23 protein-coding genes are annotated in these 19,616 nt (G+C 73.8%); 12 read left to right on the forward strand and 11 right to left on the reverse strand.

Features of this window, described 5'->3' with window-relative positions; genetic code table 11:
- Positions 1–53 precede the first annotated feature (53 nt).
- The 3 genes from AB0B76_RS07215 (at position 54) to AB0B76_RS07225 (ending at position 1,742) form a co-directional block, all read left to right on the forward strand.
- Positions 54–590, forward strand: a complete 537-nt coding sequence (locus AB0B76_RS07215; RefSeq protein WP_360370772.1) for a GNAT family protein — start codon at positions 54–56, stop codon at positions 588–590.
- A complete protein-coding gene (locus AB0B76_RS07220; RefSeq protein WP_360370775.1) occupies positions 587–1,228 on the forward strand; it encodes a class I SAM-dependent methyltransferase in 642 nt (213 codons plus the stop codon). The genes AB0B76_RS07215 and AB0B76_RS07220 overlap by 4 nt, the downstream gene beginning before the upstream one ends.
- A gap of 91 nt (positions 1,229–1,319) precedes the next feature.
- Complete coding sequence (locus AB0B76_RS07225; protein ID WP_360370778.1) at positions 1,320–1,742, forward strand: hypothetical protein; 423 nt, start codon at positions 1,320–1,322, stop codon at positions 1,740–1,742.
- 8 nt (positions 1,743–1,750) lie between these two features.
- Here the strand turns inward: AB0B76_RS07225 and AB0B76_RS07230 are convergent, their stop codons facing one another.
- Both AB0B76_RS07230 and AB0B76_RS07235 read right to left on the reverse strand, forming a co-directional pair.
- The gene (locus AB0B76_RS07230; protein ID WP_360370781.1) at positions 1,751–4,834 is read right to left on the reverse strand and encodes an ExeM/NucH family extracellular endonuclease; all 3,084 of its coding nucleotides are present in this window, start codon (positions 4,832–4,834) and stop codon (positions 1,751–1,753) included.
- A gap of 175 nt (positions 4,835–5,009) precedes the next feature.
- On the reverse strand, positions 5,010–5,579 hold the full coding sequence (locus tag AB0B76_RS07235; protein ID WP_360370784.1) for a TetR/AcrR family transcriptional regulator: 570 nt from the start codon (positions 5,577–5,579) through the stop codon (positions 5,010–5,012).
- Positions 5,580–5,629: 50 nt separating this feature from the next.
- Between AB0B76_RS07235 and AB0B76_RS07240 the strand changes: the two genes are divergently transcribed.
- Entirely contained in the window at positions 5,630–6,208 is a 579-nt protein-coding gene (locus AB0B76_RS07240; RefSeq protein WP_360370787.1) for a TIGR03086 family metal-binding protein, read from the forward strand.
- A gap of 15 nt (positions 6,209–6,223) precedes the next feature.
- Here the strand turns inward: AB0B76_RS07240 and AB0B76_RS07245 are convergent, their stop codons facing one another.
- Positions 6,224–6,679: a pyridoxamine 5'-phosphate oxidase family protein gene (locus tag AB0B76_RS07245; protein ID WP_360370790.1), complete on the reverse strand. Its 456-nt coding sequence runs from the start codon at positions 6,677–6,679 to the stop codon at positions 6,224–6,226.
- A gap of 106 nt (positions 6,680–6,785) precedes the next feature.
- On the opposite strand from AB0B76_RS07245, the gene AB0B76_RS07250 reads away from it, so the two are divergent.
- A complete protein-coding gene (locus AB0B76_RS07250) occupies positions 6,786–7,250 on the forward strand; it encodes a DIP1984 family protein (RefSeq protein WP_360370793.1) in 465 nt (154 codons plus the stop codon).
- 252 nt (positions 7,251–7,502) lie between these two features.
- Here the strand turns inward: AB0B76_RS07250 and infA are convergent, their stop codons facing one another.
- Positions 7,503–7,727 carry a translation initiation factor IF-1 gene (infA, locus tag AB0B76_RS07255; protein WP_360370796.1) on the reverse strand — a complete coding sequence of 75 codons (225 nt, stop codon included), beginning with the start codon at positions 7,725–7,727 and terminating at the stop codon, positions 7,503–7,505.
- Positions 7,727–8,461, reverse strand: coding sequence for a GNAT family N-acetyltransferase (locus AB0B76_RS07260; protein WP_360370799.1), 735 nt, complete (start codon positions 8,459–8,461; stop codon positions 7,727–7,729). The genes infA and AB0B76_RS07260 overlap by 1 nt, the downstream gene beginning before the upstream one ends.
- A gap of 285 nt (positions 8,462–8,746) precedes the next feature.
- Here AB0B76_RS07260 and AB0B76_RS07265 point away from each other — a divergent pair, with 285 nt between their 5' ends.
- Complete coding sequence (locus AB0B76_RS07265; protein WP_360370802.1) at positions 8,747–9,091, forward strand: STAS domain-containing protein; 345 nt, start codon at positions 8,747–8,749, stop codon at positions 9,089–9,091.
- A gap of 6 nt (positions 9,092–9,097) precedes the next feature.
- Here the strand turns inward: AB0B76_RS07265 and AB0B76_RS07270 are convergent, their stop codons facing one another.
- Both AB0B76_RS07270 and AB0B76_RS07275 read right to left on the reverse strand, forming a co-directional pair.
- Positions 9,098–10,663: a DUF4118 domain-containing protein gene (locus tag AB0B76_RS07270; protein WP_360370805.1), complete on the reverse strand. Its 1,566-nt coding sequence runs from the start codon at positions 10,661–10,663 to the stop codon at positions 9,098–9,100.
- Between the two features lie 113 nt (positions 10,664–10,776).
- Positions 10,777–11,826 (reverse strand): glycoside hydrolase family 11 protein, encoded by a 1,050-nt coding sequence (locus AB0B76_RS07275; RefSeq protein ID WP_360370808.1) that lies wholly within the window; start codon positions 11,824–11,826, stop codon positions 10,777–10,779.
- Positions 11,827–12,041: 215 nt separating this feature from the next.
- Between AB0B76_RS07275 and AB0B76_RS07280 the strand changes: the two genes are divergently transcribed.
- Entirely contained in the window at positions 12,042–12,695 is a 654-nt protein-coding gene (locus tag AB0B76_RS07280) for an EAL domain-containing protein (protein ID WP_360370811.1), read from the forward strand.
- Here the strand turns inward: AB0B76_RS07280 and AB0B76_RS07285 are convergent.
- A complete protein-coding gene (locus AB0B76_RS07285; RefSeq protein WP_360370814.1) occupies positions 12,690–13,640 on the reverse strand; it encodes an RNA polymerase subunit sigma-70 in 951 nt (316 codons plus the stop codon). The genes AB0B76_RS07280 and AB0B76_RS07285 overlap by 6 nt on opposite strands.
- An 81-nt stretch (positions 13,641–13,721) precedes the next feature.
- Here AB0B76_RS07285 and AB0B76_RS07290 point away from each other — a divergent pair, with 81 nt between their 5' ends.
- Positions 13,722–14,264 carry a dihydrofolate reductase family protein gene (locus AB0B76_RS07290; RefSeq protein ID WP_360370817.1) on the forward strand — a complete coding sequence of 181 codons (543 nt, stop codon included), beginning with the start codon at positions 13,722–13,724 and terminating at the stop codon, positions 14,262–14,264.
- Here the strand turns inward: AB0B76_RS07290 and AB0B76_RS07295 are convergent.
- Positions 14,255–15,442 carry a M48 family metallopeptidase gene (locus tag AB0B76_RS07295; protein WP_360370820.1) on the reverse strand — a complete coding sequence of 396 codons (1,188 nt, stop codon included), beginning with the start codon at positions 15,440–15,442 and terminating at the stop codon, positions 14,255–14,257. The genes AB0B76_RS07290 and AB0B76_RS07295 overlap by 10 nt on opposite strands.
- The gene (locus AB0B76_RS07300) at positions 15,442–15,897 is read right to left on the reverse strand and encodes a MarR family transcriptional regulator (RefSeq protein WP_360370823.1); all 456 of its coding nucleotides are present in this window, start codon (positions 15,895–15,897) and stop codon (positions 15,442–15,444) included. Before AB0B76_RS07300 ends, AB0B76_RS07295 begins: the two co-directional genes overlap by 1 nt.
- 82 nt (positions 15,898–15,979) lie before the next feature.
- Between AB0B76_RS07300 and AB0B76_RS07305 the strand changes: the two genes are divergently transcribed.
- The 4 genes from AB0B76_RS07305 (at position 15,980) to AB0B76_RS07320 (ending at position 18,576) form a co-directional block, all read left to right on the forward strand.
- Entirely contained in the window at positions 15,980–17,011 is a 1,032-nt protein-coding gene (locus AB0B76_RS07305) for an LLM class flavin-dependent oxidoreductase (RefSeq protein ID WP_360370826.1), read from the forward strand.
- A 2-nt stretch (positions 17,012–17,013) separates the two neighbouring features.
- The gene (locus AB0B76_RS07310) at positions 17,014–17,640 is read left to right on the forward strand and encodes an NAD(P)-binding domain-containing protein (protein ID WP_360370829.1); all 627 of its coding nucleotides are present in this window, start codon (positions 17,014–17,016) and stop codon (positions 17,638–17,640) included.
- 9 nt (positions 17,641–17,649) lie between these two features.
- A complete protein-coding gene (locus AB0B76_RS07315) occupies positions 17,650–18,189 on the forward strand; it encodes a hypothetical protein (RefSeq protein WP_360370832.1) in 540 nt (179 codons plus the stop codon).
- Between the two features lie 135 nt (positions 18,190–18,324).
- Complete coding sequence (locus AB0B76_RS07320) at positions 18,325–18,576, forward strand: LLM class flavin-dependent oxidoreductase (RefSeq protein ID WP_360371642.1); 252 nt, start codon at positions 18,325–18,327, stop codon at positions 18,574–18,576.
- A gap of 169 nt (positions 18,577–18,745) precedes the next feature.
- Here AB0B76_RS07320 and AB0B76_RS07325 read toward each other — a convergent pair whose 3' ends face one another.
- The gene (locus tag AB0B76_RS07325) at positions 18,746–19,612 is read right to left on the reverse strand and encodes a CbtA family protein (protein WP_360370835.1); all 867 of its coding nucleotides are present in this window, start codon (positions 19,610–19,612) and stop codon (positions 18,746–18,748) included.
- Positions 19,613–19,616: the final 4 nt, after the last annotated feature.

Here is a 19,616-nt window from a genome sequence, read left to right on the forward strand (position 1 = left end):
CCGCCGGCCGCCGGATGGTTCCCGACTCCTGGGCTCCGCCTAGAATGGCGCCCGTGCCGCCCCTTCCGGAATCCCTCGCCGACGGGTTCGTGCTGCTGCGCCCGTGGCGCGCCGGCGACCTGCCGCAGCGGTACGAGGGCTTCGCCGACGAGCTGTGCCAGCGCCACTCGTGGCCACGCGTCGAGCCCCCGACCCGGGCCGAGGTCGACGAGGCGTTCGCGCGGCCGGGCGACGACCTGAACCTCGCGATCGCCGACGCGGCGCGGCCCGACCGGATCTGGGGTGCGATGTCGGTGTACGACCTCAGCGACGCCCAGCACCGCGCGGCCATCGGCTACTGGGTCGCCCCGTGGGCGCGCGGCCGCGGCGTGGCCACGCGCTCGCTGCGCCTGCTGGCCGGCTGGACGTTCGCGGCGCTCGGCCTGGAGCGGCTCGAGCTCACCTGCGGCCCGGACAACCCCGCCTCGGCCCGCGTCGCCGAGCGCTGCGGCTTCACGCGCGAGGGCGTGCTGCGCTCGCACATGCTCTTCAAGGACTCCCGCCGCGACACGGTGGTGTACAGCCTGCTGCCCGGCGAGCTCACCGCATGACGGTTCCGCCCCGCGACGGCGAGACCGCGAAGGTGCTGCGGGCCTGGAACCAGCAGGCCGCGCAGTACGACCGGCAGCTGGCGTTCTTCGAGCGCCACTGGTTCGGCGGCGGGCGGGAGTGGCTCGGCGCCCGCGCGCAGGGGCGAGTGCTCGAGGTCGCCGTCGGGACCGGGCTGAACCTGCCGCACTACCCGGCCGGGGTCGCCGTGACCGGGGTCGAGCTGAGCCCCGCGATGCTCGCGATCGCGCGGGAGCGGGCGGCCGGGCTCGGCGGTGCGGTACACCTGCTGCGGGGCGACGCCGAGGCGCTGCCGTTCGCGGACGACAGCTTCGACACGGTCGTGTGTGCGCTGTCGCTGTGCACCATTCCGCGGCCGGGCGCCGCCGTCGGCGAGATGCGCCGCGTGCTCAGGCCTGGCGGGCGGCTGCTCCTGCTCGACCACATCGGCAGCCACTGGCCGCCGATCCGCGCCGCGCAGTGGCTGGTCGAGCGGTTCACCATCCGGGCCGCCGGCGAGCATTTCACCCGGCGGCAGCTGCCGCTCGTGCGGGCCGCCGGGTTCGAGGTCGTCGAGGCGGAGCGGCGCAAGGCGGGCACCGTCGAGCGCGTGCACGCCCGCAAGCCGGCCGCCGGTTGAGGTTCACCTCGCCGCCACCGGTCCGCACGAACTACCAACACCTATGATTGCCTGACCGGGGTTCTCGTGTGAGCGGCGCGGGGGGTGGTCAGTGACGGCCAGGTTGAGTGCCGGTGGCGTCGGGGCCGCGGCCGTGCTCGCGATCGCGTCGGCGCTGCCCTGGGAGAGCGCCATCACGATCGCCGGCGCGCATGACGTGTCGGGGCTGGAGCACGGCGGGGCGGTGACGCTGCCCCTGGCGCTGCTCGCGGCGGGGCTGCTCGCCGCCGCACATTTCCGCGGGTGGGCCTGGTGCGCGGTCGCCGCGGCGCTGGCCGGGCTCGGCGCGGCCGTCCTGGCCGGGCGGGACCTGGCCCGGCTGGCCTCGGGCCGCCACGACATCATCGACGCGGGCTCGTTCCCGGCGCCCGGGGTGGGCCTGGCGATGGCCGCGGGCGCGGCGCTGGCCGGGTTCGCGGCGGTGGCCGCGTGGCGGGGCCGCCCTCCTCGAAGTCCGAAGAGGACGACCCCTTAACTACGCGGTCAGACGAGCTTCCAGGGGCCCCACGGGTCGCCCGGGGTCTGGTTGCGCGTCCACCACTTGGCGACGTACTTCTTGCCCTGGTACACGACGACGTCACCGGTGTTGAAGACGCGCGACGGCGTCCACAGGGCGGTTCCGTCCGGCGTCGTGGCCATCTGCTGCCACGGGCCGTAGGGGTCGCCCGGCACCTGGTTCTGCGTCCACCACAGCGCTTTCCACTCGGAGCCGTTGTACGACACCGTGTCGCCATTGTTGTACACCTTCGACGGGTTCCAGGCCGGCACGAGCGGCGTCACCGGGGCGTTGAGCCCGACGACGACCGGATCGTGGTCCGAGGCCGCGAACGGGTCGGAGCCGTTGAACAGCAGCGTGGCGTTGTAGTTGTACCGGCTGTAGGCGTACGCGATCGCCTCCTGCGCGTTGATCTGCCAGACGTCCGCGCCGGTCACGAGGGCGCGTGCGCCCGCGTTGGCCATCACGTGGTCCAGCGAGCCCTGCAGCCCGTTGAAGGAGTACGTCGCCTCCGACGGGTCGAGGGTCGAGCCCAGGTCGGTGTACCCGGCCTGGTACAGCACCTGCAGCGGGTCTTCCTGGGTGTACGAGTTGAGGTCGCCCACCAGGAAGATCCGGTTCGTGCCGATGACCGACGCCGCCGACGAGGCGAACGCCACGGTGTCCTGCGCCTCCCGGACCCGGGTCGCGTTGTACGCGCCCTGGTCCACCGCGGGGGACGAGGTGTCCTCGGCGTCACCGTCGTACAGCGGGTCGCCGGCGCCCTTGGACTTCCAGTGGTTCGTGACGACCAGGAACGCGTCCGCGTTCTGGGCGCCCGCCTTCTTGAAGCCCTGCGCGAGCGGCTCCCGCGCGATCGAGAACGGCTGGCCCGGGCCCGACGACGTCAACAGGATCGTCGCGTCGCCGACCAGCGCCACGTCCGCCGGCTTGTAGATGAACGCCGAGCGGATCACGTCCTCGTCGGCCAGAGCCGGCAGCTTGTCGGCGCTCGGCGAGGGCACGTACGCCCACACGTTCGCGCCGGCCGCCGCGTTGAGCGCGTCGACGAGCTGGGCCAGGGCCGCGTCGCGGCTCTCCCCGAACTTCGCCGAGTTCTCGACCTCTTCGAGCGAAACGATGCTCGCGCCGAGCCGGTTGATGCCGGTCACGATCTTCGCCTGCTGCCGCTGGAAGCTGGCGTCGTTCGCGGCCCCGCGCGGGCCGGCGCTGTTGTTCGGACCGGTGCAGGTGCGCACGGCGATGTGGTTGCCGGCCCGGTCGTCGTAGTAGGTGCAGGTGCCCAGGCCCGCCGCGACGTACCGCTCGCCCGTCATCGGGAAGAAGTTCTCGACGTTGAACGTGGCCAGGCGCAGGTTGCCGCCGACGTTGGCGGGCTGCGCGTTGGCCGTGCGGGTGTCGCTGAAGGTCGCGACCGCGTGGCCGTCGTCGGTGACCTGGCGCGTCGGCTGGAAGTTCCAGAGCGAGAAGCGGTACTCCAGGATCACCGGCTGGTGGAACGCGACCTTCGAGCCGATGCTGACCGGGTTGGTCGGCGTCAGCCACGGCAGCGGCGTGCCGGCGTTGGCGGCGGAGCTGTAGTTGACGCTCGCACCGTCGTCGAGGGTCACCGTCCGGGCCGCGTTGTCGGCGACCACGGCCTGGGCCTCGGGACTGCCCGCCTTGCCCGCGTCGGTGGGCTGGCGCAGCGGGGTGTCCCCGGCGGCGAGGGTGAAGGAGCCGTACCAGTTCGCGTCGTAGTTGTCCGCGACGGTGAACGTGCCCTGCGGCGCGATCAGCTCACCCTCGTGCGCCTCCTTCTCCGCGTCCGTGTCGAGGCTCGTCCACGGGATCGAGCCCGGCACGACCGCCGGCAGCGCGGTCGCGAGCTTGGTCACCGACGGCGAGGAGATCTCGGTCTCGCCCTGGAACTCCTGGACGGTACCGCTGACCCGCACGCTGTCGCCGATGCTCACCTGCCCGGCCGAGATCGAGCCGAACACGAACACGGCGTCCGACGCCCCCGGCGTCGTGTCGGCGCCCCCGGTCTGCACGAAGAAGCCGTTGAAACCGCCGGTGGTGTACACCGCCGTCACAACGCCCTCGGTCGTCACGGGCTTGCCCGCGTACGGCGACGTGTCCGTGTCCGTGCCCTGGATCGCGGCGATCGCCAGCACCTCGGCCGCGGCGTTCACCGTGAAGGTGAACGTCGCCGAGGCGCTGCCGCCGGCGGCGTCGGTCGCGGTGACCGAGACCGACGACGAGCCGGCCGCGCTGGGCGTGCCGGTGACGACCCCCTCCGACGAGATCGAAAGCCCGGCGGGCAGACCGTCGGCCGTCCAGGTGTACGGCGCGGTGCCCCCCGAGGCCGCCAGGGCCAGCGGCGCGATCGCGGTGCCCACGGTGGCGCTCTGCGCACCGGGGTTGGTCACCGCGAGCGTGCTGGTGCCCCCGTCCGAGGCCGCGTTCTGCGGCTCCGGCGTCGCCGTGTGGAAATCGGCGGCGTTGTTGTCGGTGTCCGCCCCGGCCGCGTTCCGCTGGTAGCTCAGCACCAGCGAGTTCCCGGACGTCACGGACCCCTCGGGGGAGTTGCTGGTACCCCAGCCGATCTTGTCGATGACCGAGCTGTCGGTCGGCAGCACACCCGCGGCGCTCGCGGCGACGTAGAGCGTGCCGCCGCCCGCGCCCGGGTTGATGCTGGTGCCGGTGTTGAGGTCCGCCGCGGGCAGCGGCGCACCGGGGTTGGTGCTCGCCCCGTTGCTGGGCAGCTGAATCAGGAAGTGACCGTGTGCGGCCACCGTCCCGGACAGCGCGAACACCTGAGATCCGCTGGGCACGACGGTGCTGGTGGGCGCCCGGTACTGCAGCGTGTCCCCACTCAGCGCGATCGGGCTCGCGGTCGGGTTGTACAACTCGATGAACTTGTTCAGATAGCTCGCACCCGACGAGCCGCCGTTGACATAGGCCTCACTGATCACCAGATCCGTGCCCGCCGGGCTGGCGAACGCGGGAACGGCGAGCAGCGGTACCGCCAACCCGGCCGTGGACAGGGATAACGCGACGGAGACCCGCCGGACGAGCGCACGGGACATAGACCCGGACCTCCAGTGGTCGGTTTGCATTTCCGACGGCCCGCAGGCCGACCTCGGGACGTTAGGCGCCCCGGTACGACGGTCGGCAGACGAAGCCTGAACGGCGTGTAAACCCTATGGCAGATCCACGACGCTGAACGTGATGATAGGGCTGGTGGTAGGGGCCCTCGACGGGTCAGGAACGCGACTGCGCGACGAGCCGGTCGGCCAGTTCCGCGGCGTGCCCGGGCGTGAGGTCACCGAGGCCGAACAGCGCGCGGACGTACAGCGGCGCGAGGATGTGATCGACGATGTCGAGGGCCTCGGGCGCCGGCTCGCCCCGCTCGCGGGCGCGCTCGAGCATGGCCTCGAACTGCCGGCCGCGCTCGGCGACGAACCGGTCCCGCGCCGCGAGCCCCTCCGGCCCGGCGGTGGACAGCGCCACGACCAGGCGCAGCACCGCGAGCCCGTCGGGGCCGCGCACGTCGCGGGCCACGCCCTCGGCGTAGGCGCGCAGGTCGCCGGCGAGGCTGCCGGTGTCGGGCATCGGGAAGTCCGCGGACAGCCGGGTCATGGCCACGTCGGTGACGAGCGCCTCGAGGCCGCCCCAGCGGCGGTAGATGCTGGTGTCGGCCACGCCGGCGCGTGCGGCGACGTCGGCCACGGAGAAGGCGCCGTGACCGCGCTCCGCGACGAGCTCGGCGACCGCCCGGTGCACCGCGTCCCGCACCCGTGCGCTGCGCCCTCCGGTGCGCCGAACCTTCATGCCTATAATATTAACGCAGTACGGGACTGCGTTAAGACCGAGGGGGCCCGATGACCACGATCGTCGACCGCATCGAAACCGCCATCGTCACGACCGGCACCGTCGTGGCCGGAGTGGTGCCGGCCCTGGCGTCGCCCTCGCCGTGCCCGGGGTGGACGCTGCGCGACGAGCTCAACCACCTCGTCGGCGGCATGCGCATCTTCGCCGCGGAGCTGTCCGGCACTGACGCCGGCGGCGAGCACGAGTCCGACTGGCTCGGCGCCGACGCGGAGGCCGCCTACGCCGCGGCCGCCGCGCTGGACCGCGCGGCCTGGCGCCGTCCGGGCGCCCTGGACGGGACGGTGCGCCTGGGCTTCGGGGTGCTGCCGGCGCCGGCGGCGGCGGTCGTCCACCTCACCGAGGTTGTCGTTCACGGCGCCGACCTGGCCGTGTCCACGGGCCAGGAGCGTCACCTGGATGAGGAGCAGTGCGCGTGGCTGCTGGCCACGATGGAGGAGGTGGGGATGGCCGCGTTCCGCCGGACGGGCATGTTCGGCGCCGAGCGGCCCTGCCCCGCCGACGCCCCGGCGCATCGCCGCCTGCTGGCCTACCTGGGCCGCGACCTGCTCGCGGCAGCCCGCCGGGCGTAGCTCGGGGAGCGTGTCTCAGGCGCGTTCGGCGCGGCGCAGGCCGTGCTGCGGCGTCCACCACTCGACGACCAGCACGGTCGCCTCGGGGTCGAGGTGGGTGTGCACGACCTCGGTGACATCGGCGTGGAACCGGTCGCCCTCGGCCTGCTCGCCGGCCGCGGCGGCCGGCACCGCCCGCCCGGCGATCTTCGCCTCGCCGGGCCACTGGGCCTCGGCGCCCTCGATCGGGTCGACGGTGGCGCTGTGCAGCGCGAACCGCGGGTCGCGGCGCAGGTCGGCGCCCTTGCGGGCGTTGGCCATCGAGCCGAACACGAGCTCGCCGTCCTCGAACGACGCCTCGATGCCGGAAATGCGCGGCGCCCCGTCGGCGCGCACGGTCGCGATGGTCTTGTGCCGGTGCGCCTCGAACAGCGCCCGCACGCGCCGCGCGAACTCCGGCTCCGCCGACTCGACGTCCTGCCATGCCGTCATGCGCACATGATTCCATCCGCGCCGGCCGAAAGTCAGCGCCGCGGCCCGTGCCGCGGCGCCGGAAACCCGGGTGCGGGGATGATCTTCGGCGGGGACACTGGCGGGCATGAAACTTGCCGAGGCTCTCGCGCTGCGTGCCGATGCGGCGCGCCGCGTCGAACAGCTCCGGGCCCGCGTCACCGCGACGGCCCGCTACCAGGAGGGCGAGACGCCCGCCGAGGACGCCGCGGCCCTGCTCGCCGAGGCCCGCGCGGTGCTCGGCGAGCTCGAGACGCTCATCCGGCGGATCAACCGCACCAACGCCGCCGTCCGGGTCGAGGGCGGCACGCTCACCGACGCCCTCGCCCGCCGCGACGTGCTGCGCCTGCGCCACACGATCGTGACCGCCGCGGCCGCGGCGGCGGCCGGCGACGGGCAGCGCGGCTACCGGCAGCTGCGCTCCGAGCTCAAGATGGTCGCCGCGCTGCCGGTCGCCGAGCTGCGCCGCGAGGCCGACGACCTGGCCCGGCAGCTGCGCGAGGTCGACACGCTGATCCAGCGCACGAACTGGGAGGCCGACCTGCTGGACTGAGGACGCGGAGCGGGTAGCCGACGTGGAGGCGTGCACGAACCCGAGGCCGGCGGGCATTCCGGCCCCTTTCTTGGCGCGCCCGGGGGCGGGTGCGGGGTTCGACTCCCCGGCTGACATCGCACGCCCAGCACGGCGCACAAGTGACGGAGCACGGAGTACGGCACACCACCGGGTGCAGATCCACGACGGCGAGGGCGGGTACGGGGTACTCCGTGATCCAGACGAGAGGCGCGACGGCCGGCGGCCGTGCGGTCAGTTGCGGTACCGGAAGAGGATCCGGCCCCTGGTCAGGTCGTACTGGCTGAGCTCCACCAGCACCCGGTCGAACGGCAGGATCTTGATGTAGTTCTTGCGGATCTTGCCGCTGATGTGGGCCAGGACCACGTGGCCGTTGGTCAGCTCGACGCGGAAGTTGGCGTTGCGCAGGCACTCCACCACGGTGCCCTCGACCTGGATGCCGTCGGTCGACCTGGCCATCAGCGGATCACCAGCTCGAGGTTGCTGCCCTGCCGGTGGGCGCCGGCCCCCTCGACGAGGGCGATCGCGGCGGCGTTGGCCTCGTGGACCTCCGCCGAGACCGTCGCCACCCCGCGCTCGTGCGTCGCCCGCCGCACCTCCGCGAGCAGCGCCCGGGCGATGCCGCGGCGGCGATGGCCGGCCCGTACGGCGATGAGGCCGATCCGGGTGTGCCTCGGCAGCAGCGCCAGGCGGGCCAGGCCCGCATAGGCGCCGGCCTCGGTGGCGACCACGTACCGGGCCGGGTCGAGCGGCCGCGACAGTACCGCCGCCGGCATCTGATCCCAGCCCACGGAGGACTCGATCTCGGCGCGGATCGCGCGGTCGAGGCGGCGCAGCGGGCGCACCTGCGCGGTGCCGGGTGGCAGCGTCGTCACGCCCCGCGGCGAAGGGACGGGGGCGGCGCCGGACGCCATGACGTACTCCCACTCCCGGCGCCGGACGGTCAGGCCGGCCTGCCGCCAGCGGGCGGTCAGGTCGAGGTCGGCCTCGTCCACGACCGTGTGCAGCGGCCGGGGCAGTGCGGCCAGCATGACCGCGGCGAGCCGCTCGAAGACCGGGTCGTGCCAGGCGTCGATGCTGAGGAAGAGGCGGCCGTCGGGCCGGGGCGACGCATCGCCGCGGCCGACCACGAGGTCGTCGGCGAGGGCATGCCACTGCCGCTCGGCGACCTGCGTGATGAGGAGTGTGTCCATCGGTGTCACCTTTCGGGAGATCCCAGAGGGAGGCTCCCGGGCGGCACCTAGCGCCGACGCCCGACCGTGACGGGGGTGGGGAGCACCCACTTCGCTGCATCGTTCACGGTGCTCACCTCCTCGGGCCGGACCACGGTCGGGGAGGAAGGTACCGCCGCCGCCGGTCACCCGTCCACCGATTAACCGCCGCGGCGCCGATAGCTGACCGTGTCGTGCCGGTTACGGACTTCCGGGCGCGCGGGGGCTACGATCGCTGGCACGGTCCGAGCCGGGCCGGTCATGCGGATGGGGATGTTCGTGGAGTTGTCGGTGCGGCCCGGGACGGGCGCGACGTTGGTCACCGCCGTGGGCGACCTCGACATCGCCACCTCGCCCGAGCTGCGTCGCTACCTGCACGCCGTGCTCGACGAGTACGCGGCCGCGCTGTACGTCGACGTGGCCGCCGTGCAGTTCATCGACTCGAGCGCCCTGGGCGTGCTCGTCAGCGTGTACCAGCGGCTGGCGGGCCGGGGCCAGCGGCTCACGCTCGTCAGCCCGCACGAGCGGCTGCGGCGCACGTTCCGCCTGACCGCCCTCGACCAGGTCTTCACCATCGTCTCGGCGCTGCCGGCCGGCCCGGCGGCCGCCTGAGCCCCGCTAGGCGGCCGCGGTCGGGGTGGAAATCGTCGCGGCGTCCACCGCGGGCTCGACGAGCGGGATCGCGGCGGTCAGCGTGGTGCCGTCGGCCGGGGAACTGGTAACGCTCAGGCGGCCCCCCAGCGCCGCCACGCGGTCGCGCAGGCCGATGAGCCCGGTGCCGCCCGCGGGGTCCGCGCCGCCGGTGCCGTCGTCGCGGACGGTCAGCCATACGCACCGGTCGTCCGCGGTCATCCCGACCCGCGCGAGGGTCGCGTTGGCGTGCTTGGCGATGTTCGTGAGCGCCTCCGACACCACGTAGTACGCCGCCACCTCCACCCGCTCCGGCAGCCGCCGGTCCACGCACAGGTCGAGGTCGACGGGCACGGTGCTGCGCCGGGCCAGGGTGCGCAGCATCGGGCAGATCCCGCCCTGGATGAGCAGCGCCGGGTGGATGCCCCGGGCGAGGTCGGACAGGCACTGGTGGATCTCGGTAAGGCTGTGCACGGTGTCGGACAGCAGGTGCTGTACCGCCGCCGGGTCCTCCAGCGCGCCGTCGTCGACGAGCCGGAGCTTCAGCGCCAGCGCGATGATGCGCTGCTGCGCGCCGTCGTGCAGGTCGCGCTCGATGCGCCGCCGGGCCTCGTCGGCGGCGGCCACCAGGCGGGACCGCGAGGCGACGAGCTCGGCGCCGTTCTCGGCGTTGGCGATGGCGGTGGCGACGAGGCCGGTGAAGGCGCTCAGGCGGGCCTCGGCGTCCGGCGGCACCGGATCCCGCCGCGACGACATCACCAGCGCCACGCCCCACAGGTCGCCGGCGACGATGATCGGCACGCCCAAGCCGCGGTGGACGCCGACGGCGCGCACCCGGTCCGCGATCGGGCCGCTCGCGCTGTCGTAGTCGATGTGGGCGGGGCGGCGGGTGCGCAGGATTCTGCCGACGACGTTCTCGCCGGTGATCGGAAGGTTCGGGCGGTCCGGGAACAGTGTGCCGTGCTCGTCGCGCTCCGATACGGCGATGACGGTGCCGTCGCGCTCGTACCGGATCAGGGCCGTGCTGAACCCCCGGAACAGGTGGTGCAGCTCGGCGGTCACGGCGGCGAACACCTGGGCCGGCGGCCCGCCGGCGGCGACCATCGTCGCCACCCGGCGCAGCGCCGCCTGCTCGGCCAGCAGCGACTCGGCCTCCTCGGCCCGGAGCCGGGCCTCCGCGGCGTTGGACCGGGCCAGGCTCGCCAGCCCGCTGGCGAGCAGCGCCGACGTGACGAAGATCAGAGTGAGCGGGATGTCCTCGTGCGGGTTCAGGTGCAGGCCGGGCGGCGGCAGGTGGAAGTAGTTGAAGGCGGCCGCGCTGGTCACGGCGGTGGCGAGCCCCAGCGGTACGCCCCACACGCCCGCGACCACCAGCACGCCGAGCAGGTAGATGGCGGCGCGGGGCGTGCTCGTCGGGGCGGTGGCGTGCAGCAGGGCCAGCGTCGCGGTCTCCGCGGCGATGATCGCCAACGCGACGAGGATGCCGACCGGGGCGGCCGGCGGGTGCTCCGGCAGCAGCCAGCCGGTCAACCGGCGGCGAACCGCCGTGCTCACGCCGTCCCCTCCGTCCACACGTCGACCGTTCGCCCGCCCGTCCGGCGTGATCATCACCCGGTGCGGGTGACCTGAACCGCCGGGCCCCTGTGAGAGGGCCCGGCGGGGCGCGGTCAGCTGCAGGCCGTGCCATTCAGGGAGAAGCCGCTCGGGGCGGCGCTGTTACCGGTGTGGTTCGCCTGGAAGCCGATCGTCGTCGAGCCGCCCGGCGGGATCGAGCCGTTGTAGTTCACGTTGGTGGCCGTCACCGTGCCGCTCGTCGGCGAGTACGTCGCGCTCCAGCCCGAGGTGATGTTCTGGCCGGAGGCGAGGTTGAACTTCAGCGCCCAGCCGTTGATGGCGGTGCTGCCGGTGTTCTTGATGGTGATGTTGTCGGTGAGGCCGGTGTTCCAGGCGTTGACCGAGTTCGTCACCTGGCAGCCGCCCGAGCCGCCGTTGTTCGGGGGCGGGCTCGACGTGGGCGGGCGCGGCGACGTGGTGGTCGGGCCGGGGCCGGGGCCTTCGGTGACCGTGATGCTCGAGCTGCCGCTGCTCTGGTAGCCCTCGGTGGCGAGGATCTGGTAGTCGTGGGAGCCGAGGTTCAGCCCCAGGGCCGCCCAGGCGTTGAAGTGGTTCGCCGTGGTGATGGTGCCGCCCGTGCGGTGCTGCTGCCGCACGCTCCAGTACTGGTAGAACGTCGCGGTGCCGATGATCGAGGGCTGGTTCACCCGCTGGGTGCGGTAGATGTCGTACGTGCTGCCGTCGGTCGTCACCGAGCCGAGCCGCGTCGTGCCGGTGCTCGGGTTGTAGCTGCCGAAGTTCTCCACGATGTAGTACTCGATCAGCGGGTTCGTGGTCCAGCCGTACAACGCGAGGTACCCGTTGCCGTTGACGTTGAAGGTGCCCGAGTAGTTGACGGTGTGGTTCGAGCCCGGCTTCCAGCCCTTGCCGACCACCGCGTTGTTCATGTTGCTCCACTGGACGCTGTACGAGCCGCCGGCGCCCAGGTTCATCGTGACGTTGCCGTTGTCCTTCCAGTACGAGAAGAAGTAGCCGTTGTGCGTGCCGGTCGTGTTCGAGGTGACCGTCCGGTCGGCCTCGGCGTGGGCGATTCCGGTCATAGCGAGTGAGGTCGCGGCCAGCGCGACGGCACACACGCCGCCGATGAGCAGCCTTGCCTTCATGCGTGCGTCCTTTCGGGGTCGACGCTCGTCGATGGCGGCAGTGTCGGCTCCCGGTCGCGAAACTGTCAATCCGTTCCGGAACGATGCCACCGGGTATGAACAGGCGATTTGCGTCTCGGCGTGCGCGAACGGCACCGAAAATTGCGGAACGGTCGTGAAACTTTCGAATCGCTGTGACCTGCGACGAAAGCCTTCATGCGGCGGTACGACGGCCGATGAAACGAACCGTGACCGCCGGGCGCCGCGCCCCCCTGCGCTACGTCGTGGCCGCGCTCGGGATCGCGGCCGCCGGCGCGCTCTGGTTCGTGTTCTGGCTGCTCACCGGCGTGGGGCCGGCCGCCGTGTCGTTCCTCGTGCTGCCGCTCGGCGCCGCCGTCGCCGCGGCCGCCGTGTTCGACCTGCTGCGCCGCGCCCCGCTCTCCCGCCCGGCCCGCCGGTTCTGGCGGCTCATGTTCGTCGCGTTCGCCGCCGTCGGCGCCGGGTACACGATCCTGGCCGTCGCCGGCTTCCGGGACACGTCGGTCCTGCCGCTGGACGACTTCGGCACCGGCGAGTCGTCGCTGAGCCTGCTGCGCGCCTTCCCGGCCGCGATCATCAAGCTGGACAAGTCGTTCGTCGACGGCATCGAGCTCGACGAGCCGGGCTCGCCCGAGGCCGACGCCCGCCAGGCGGTGGCCTGCGCGGTCGTGCCGCTCGCCCGGGCGCTCGGGCTGGACACGGTCGCCGAGGGCATCGAGAACCAGGCGCAGGCCGACCGCCTCCTCGAGCTCCGGTACTCGCGGGGCCAGGGCTACCACCTGGCCCGCCCGATGCCGGCCGAGGCGATGACCGGCCTGCTGGCCACCCAGCACCTGGCGAGCGCGCTATAGCGACCGGGGCAGCCCGAAGGCCGGGAGCAGGCCGCTGTCGAAGCGGGTCATCGCGCTGATCCGGTCGCCGGCCAGCGCGATGACGAGCAGCCCGGTGCCGTGCCGCACGCCGGCCGGGGTGAGCGAGTAGATGCCGAACGCCGGCTGGCCGTTGGCGCGGGCCGGCACCAGGTGGCGGGGCCCGGTGGCGAAGATGTCCGCGTACAGGGCGGCGACGACGTCGCGGCCGCGGTACTCGTACGGCATCGGCGGCATCGAGACGAACACGTCGTCGGTGAGCAGGGCCACCAGCGCGGCGATGTCCGACTTCTCGTACGCGCGCACGAACTCGGCCACGACCGTCGCCTCGGCGGGCGAGCCGGGGGCGGGCGGCGGCGGCTCCGTGCCCGGCCGGCGCTGCAGCGTGGCCCGGGCCCGCTTCAGCGCGCTGGTGACCGACTCGACGGTGCAGTCGAGCATGCCGGCGACGTCGGCGGCGGGGAAGTCGAGCACGTCGCGGAGGATGAGCACGGCCACCTGCCGCGGCGGCAGGGTCTGCAGCGCGGTGACGAACGCCAGCGAGATCGACTCGGCCCGCTCGTAGTGGCCCTCGGGGCCCTCGGGCAGTGGTTCGAGCCACACGACCTCGCCCAGCCCGGTGGGCTCCGGCGCCCGGTCCCACGGCGTCTCCCACCGCGCCGGGCGGCGCCCCGCGGCCCGGCGCGCGTTGAGGCAGCGGTTGGTGACGACGCGGTACAGCCACGTGCGCAGCGACGCCCGCTGGGCGTAGCCGCCGAACCCGCGCCAGGCGTCGAGCAGCGCATCCTGCAGCGCGTCCTCGGCGTCGTGGTAGGAGCCGAGCATCCGGTAGCAGTGCACCAGCAGTTCCCGGCGGTGCGGCTCGACCAGCGCCCGGAAGGCGGCGCCGTCGCCCGCCCGGGCCCGAGTGATCAACTCTGCAGTCATCGCGGTATGGACACCGGGCGGCCCGCGAACTGGGCGCTCCGGCGCCGCCCAATCCTGTCACGCCCCGGCATCGGTACCGGCATGGGACACATCATCGTGAGCGAGAACATCACCCTCGACGGCGTCGAGCAGGACCCGACCGGCGACGAGGGCCACGCGGCCGGCGGCTGGTTCGGGCGGGCCGGCGAGGCCGACCGCGCCGCGTTCGCCGAGTCGGCGGCCAAGGAGGCCGACAACACCGAGGCGCTGCTGCTCGGGCGGCGCAGCTACGCCTGGTTCGCCGAGCGCTGGGCGCAGCGCCCGGGGGCGTGGGCGGACCGGCTGCGGGCGCTGCCGAAGTACGTGGTGGCGTCGAGCCGGCCCGAGGGCTGGGGCGACACCACGGTCGTCACGCTGGACGAGGTCGCCGGGCTGCGCGACCGGATCCGGGGCGACCTGGTCGTCTACGCCAGTGCGCAGCTGGTGCGGGCGCTGCTGGAGCGGCAGCTGGTCGACGAGTACCGGCTGGCGGTCCATCCGGTGTTCGGGGCGGTGGCGGCGGCCCGGCCGCTGCTGCTCGCCGAGGCGCGCGGGGCCGGGGAGGGCCTCACCTTCCTGACCTTCCGGCGGGCGGATCAGCCGTAGCGCAGGTCGCGGGCCAGGCGCCGGTACTCGGTCGCGAGATCGGCGTCCACCCCGTCCTGGCCGGCTTCGGCGACGGCGACCTCCGGCCGGGACTCCAGCAGCCGCACGCGGTGCACGATCGGGGGATGGCCGGCGAGCGGGGACGTGGAGTCCGGCCGCTCGCCGGTCGCGTGCGCCCGCACCTGCCGGGCCAGCTCCGGCCAGGCGGCCACGTCCGGGTGCTGGTCGTCGCCGGCCCGCACGTGCCGGCGCAGCACGGTCAGCACGGCCTCGCGCTGGGCCAGCGTGTCGAGCACCGCGCGCATGGCCGCCGTGCCCGCGATCCGGGCCGCCTCGGCGTCGGCGAAGTACTCGGCGCGGTGCACGTCGGACCGGGCCAGGCCCACGACCAGGAGCCGGCCGCCGGCCGAGATCCAGCGCAGGACCGCGATCACGGGGCGCAGGAGCAGCTCGGCGTACCAGACGTCGGCGGCGGCGGCGCTCAGGCGAGCGCCGCCCCCCGCGCTCGCGATCGCCTTGATGATCGCCGGGTCCTGCATCGGTCGGATCGCCGTTTCGGGCCGCGGCTCGAACAGCGTGACGAGGGCGGTCAGGCTCCGGTCGACGGAGCCGGCGATGCCGGTCCGCAGCGGGTCGCCGTCGGTGAGGTGGGCGAGCTGGTGGGCCACGAGCGCGGCGCGCTGGGCCGGGTCCAGCACGGCGAAGAGGGGGACGCCCAGCCGGAGGTACCGCCGCCGCAGCAGCCCGGTCGTCCCGCCGTCGGCGTCGAAGCGGTCGTCCAGGACGATGAGGCGCGGGGACGACACGCCGACCGCGGCCGCGATGCCGTCGACGAACGCGAAGAGGTGCGGCGCGGCGGCCCGGTCCAGCCGCGTGGCGTAGCGGGAGAGTCCGGCCGGGCGGGGCAGCAGGACGGCGCCGAAGGCCAGCAGCACCACGCCGGGCAGCAGGCCGGCGCTCGGGAAGTGCCGGACGCAGAGCCACGCGCCGAACCCGAGCGCGGCGAGCGCGGTCAGCTGGATCAGCGCGGCCGCCAGCGTGACGACGACCCGGGCGAGGCTCCAGCCGGGCGGCGCCGCGGCGTGCCCGGCAAGCTCGGCGGCGAGCTGGTCGTCCCGCGCGTGCGCCCGTTGGTCGAGCCGGCGATCGACGGCGGCCCAACCGGTGACCATTTCCATTAGATCGACTCTAGTCGACCTCGCAAGGCGGTGGCGATCTCGCCCGCCGCGGTCAGCTGGGCGGGGGTCAGGGCGTCGACGAACAGCTCCCGCACGGCGCGCAGGTGTGGCACCGTTGCGGCGCGGAACGCCTGGGCGCCCGCGGGCTCCAGCACGATCTCGGCGCCGCGGCTGTCGGTGGCGCACTCCTCGCGCCGGATGAGGGCGCGGCGCTCCATCCGGGCGAGGTGGTGGGACAGCCGGCTGCGCTCCCAGCCGCAGCGGGTCGCGAGCTCGGAGGAGCGCAGGCGCGTGCCGTCGGCCTCGCTCAGCGCGAGCAGGACGACGTAGTCGGCCGGCGACAGCCCGGTGTCGGCCTGCAGGCGGGCGGCGAGCGCGTTGCGCAGGGCCTCGACGGTCTCGACGAACTCGCGCCAGGTGTCCAGCTCATCGCGGAGCGGCAGTGTTCGCGGCATGACGGGCGTCACCTCCATGTGGTTGACGCGTCAATCGTATCCGCGTCATGATTGACGCGTCAATCACCTGGAGGGCGGCACCATGAGCGACCTGATTCTCGGCCTCGACACCTTCGGCGACGTTCCCGTCGACGACGCCGGGGCAACCCTGTCCTACGCGGCGGCGATCCGGCAGGTCGTCGACGAGGCGGTGCTCGCCGACTCGCTCGGCGTGGACGCGATCGCGCTCGGCGAGCACCACCGGCCCGAGTACTCCATCTCCACCCCGGAGACCGTGCTCGCCGCGATCGCCGCGCGCACCGAGCGGATCCGCCTCGCGTCCGGCGTCACCGTGCTCAGCTCCGACGACCCGGTCCGCGTCTTCCAGCGCTTCGCGACCGTCGACGCGCTCTCCCGCGGGCGGGCCGAGGTGATCCTCGGGCGCGGCTCCTTCACCGAGTCGTTCCCGCTGTTCGGCTACGACCTCGCCGACTACGACGTGCTGTTCGAGGAGAAGCTCGAGCTGTTCGTGAAGCTGCTCGACGAGCGGCCGGTCAGCTGGAGCGGTACCGTCCGGGCACCCCTGCACGAGGCCGACGTCTTCCCCAAGACGGAGTCGGGCCGGCTCGCGGCCTGGGTCGGCGTCGGCGGCTCGCCGCAGTCGGTGGTGCGCACGGCCCGCCACGGGCTGCCGCTGATGCTCGCGATCATCGGCGGTGCGCCGGAGCGCTTCAAGCCCTACATCGATCTGTACCGTCGCGCCGCCGACCAGCTCGGCACGCTCGCGCACCCCGTCGGCATGCACTCGCCCGGCTTCGTCGCCGACACCGACGAGCAGGCCAAGGAGCTCTTCTACGCGCCGTACAAGGTGATCCGCGACCGCATCGGCGCGCTGCGCGGCTGGCCGCCCCTGCGCCGGGCCGAGTTCGAGGCGGAGGCGGCACAGGGCTCGATGTACATCGGCGGCCCGGAGACCGTGGCCCGGAAGATCGCGCACACCGTGCAGGCGCTCGGCGTCGGCCGCTTCGACCTCATCTACACCGCCGGCGCCCAGCCGGCGAGCGCCCGGCTGCGCTCGGTCGAACTCTTCGGGACCAAGGTGGCGCCGATGGTCCGCGACCTGCTGGCGGGCTGAGCATGACCACCATCGGCATCCTCGGCGCCGGCAAGGTCGGCACCGTCCTGGCCCGCCTCGCCGTCGCGGCCGGCTACGACGTGCTCATCGCCGGCTCCGGCGACCCGGCGAAGATCGCGCTCATCGTCGAGGTGCTCGCCCCCGGCGCGGCGACGGTCACCGCCGCCGAAGCCGCCGGGCGCGCCGACGTCGTCATCCTGGCCCTGCCGCTGGGCCGGCACCGCACGATCCCGGCCGAGGCGCTGCGCGGCAAGCTCGTCATCGACGCCATGAACTACTGGTGGGAGGTCGACGGGGTCCGCGCCGACCTGGGCAACTCGAGCGAGCTGGTCCAGGCGTACCTGGCGGGCGCGCGCGTGGTGAAGGCGTTCAACCACATGGGGTACCACGACCTGGAGAGCGGGGCCCGGCCGCCCGGTGCGGCCGGGCGGCGCGCGATCGCCATCGCCGGCGACGACCCGGACGACCGCGCCGCCGTGGCCGCGATCGTCGACGCGCTCGGCTTCGACCCGGTCGTCGCCGGCCCGCTCGCCGAGGGCGTGCGCATGGAGCCCGGCACCGCCCTGTTCGGCGCCAACGAGGACGCGGCGACGGTACGCGCCATGCTCGACCGCTTTCCGGTGGCCTAGTCTCGGCGCGTGCTTCGGTGGAAGTGGTGCGTCGCCGGGCTGTCAATGCTCGCGGCCGGCTGCTCGGCGCCGGTCGCGCCGGAACCGGTCGAGCGCCTGCCGGCCCCGTCGGCGTCCGCCCCGTCGTCCGCCCCGTGGTCCGCGCCGTCCTCCGCGCCGGCTTCGCGTTCGGTGGGTTCTCCGATCGCCGCCACCACGGCGGCGCGGACGCCGCTGCTGCGCTCGGCGTGGTCGGTGCCCGAGCGGGTGGACCGGCCGTGTGGCGGGCCCACCGTGGCCCCGGCGGTGTTCGCGACCGTCGACCCGCCCGGCCCCGACGCCGCGCGGCTCACGGCGGTCGTGCACTACTCGGCCCCGGCGCGCCGGCCGTACGAGGGCGACGTGCGGATGCGGTACGACACCGGCCACGCCCGGTTCGAGGCGGTGCTGCCGGCGCTGGACCTCGCCGCCACCGACCCGGGCGCGGCCGGCATCAGCGTCACGGTCACCGTGGGCGACCAGGCGCCGCTGAAGCTGGCCATCCCGTTCGGCGCGGCGTGCCCGCCGTAGACAGTTGTTCGGGCGCGGCGGCCGTGGGTAACGGGGCCGCATGCGTATCGGGTATTTCCTGTCGTGCGAGGAGTACACGCCGGCCCAGCTGATCGCCCGTTCGTCTGGTCCGTCATCGGGGCGCTCAGCCAGGTCGTGACGATCCCGGTCACGACCGCTGTCACGTGCCCGATCCAGCGCATCCACCCCGCCGTCGTGGCCCACGCGGCCGCCACGAGCGCCGTGCTGCACGACGGCCGGTGCGTACTCGGTGTCGGCACCGGCGAGGCCCTCAACGAGCACGTCACCGGCGAGCGGTGGCCCTCGGCCGGCGAGCGCCTGGATGGGCCAGCCGGCGTCGGTGTGCAAGGTGGTGCTGGAGCGCCTCGACGCAGATGCCCAGCGTGACGGCCGTGCCGTCTATCCGCCGGCTGCGGCGCCGACCGGCGGTGCCGACCTCGCCCGCTCCGCCGGGCGCCTGACCGCCGCCACCGCACGTCCGGAGATGCCCCGGCGCGCTGACCCGCGAGGAGTGCTCCCGCGCTTGTTCCAGCCCGGGAGCACTCCTGGCGGGTACCTACACGGCCGCGGTCTCGGCCGGCGCCACCTGGATCGGGCGGTTGCCCAGCAGCCGCTCGATCAGTGGTGCGAACACGAGGCCGATCACGGCCCACAGCAGCGCCTGCGCGGCCACCGCGTACACGCGGAACTCGTACAGCAGGTCCGCGTCGAAGCCCGGGAACACGATGTCGCCGGCCTCGTTGCGCAGCGGCAGCGGGGTCTCCGAGGCGTGCCCGCCGTAGTCGGCGACGTTCGTCGGCAGCTTGCCGAAGTCCGGCAGCAGCGCGATCAGCAGGCCCGCGGCCACGACGAACGCCGCGCCCGCGACGAGGGTCGCGTTCCAGGTGCCCAGGCGCGGCTTGAGGCGCTGGCCCAGGATCACGGCGAGGATCAGGAACAGTACCGAGGCCAGGACCATGATGAGGTAGTACGCGCTGCGCTGCCCGATCGTCTCCTCGTGCCCGACCGCGGGCGGGTTCGCCGGGTACTTGACGAACGGCACGAAGTAGATGGTCAGGAAGCCGGCGCCGGCGAGCAGCAGGGCCAGGCTGCGCGGGCGCAGGTTGCCCACCCGGCCCAGGCAGATCGCGTAGGCGACCGCGAACAGGGCGCCCATCGCGAGCCCGAACAGGACCATGCCCACGCCGATGCCGATGTTGCCCTGCACGGTGCGGCTGAACAGCTCCCCGCCCCCGTGCGCGTGGTCGGCCACCGCTCCGCCGGCGGCCGCGTGGTCCAGGGCGTCCTGGGCCTCGTCGCGGCCGCTTTCGTAGTCGACCGCGTCCTGGATCAGCGGCTCGGCGAAGATGCGCGCGAACACGAACGCGACAAGCCCGGCGAGGAGCCCGGCCAGGGCCCCCCGGGCGATGATTCGCTTCTCCATGGCC

Source organism: Dactylosporangium sp. NPDC049140 (assembly GCF_040648435.1).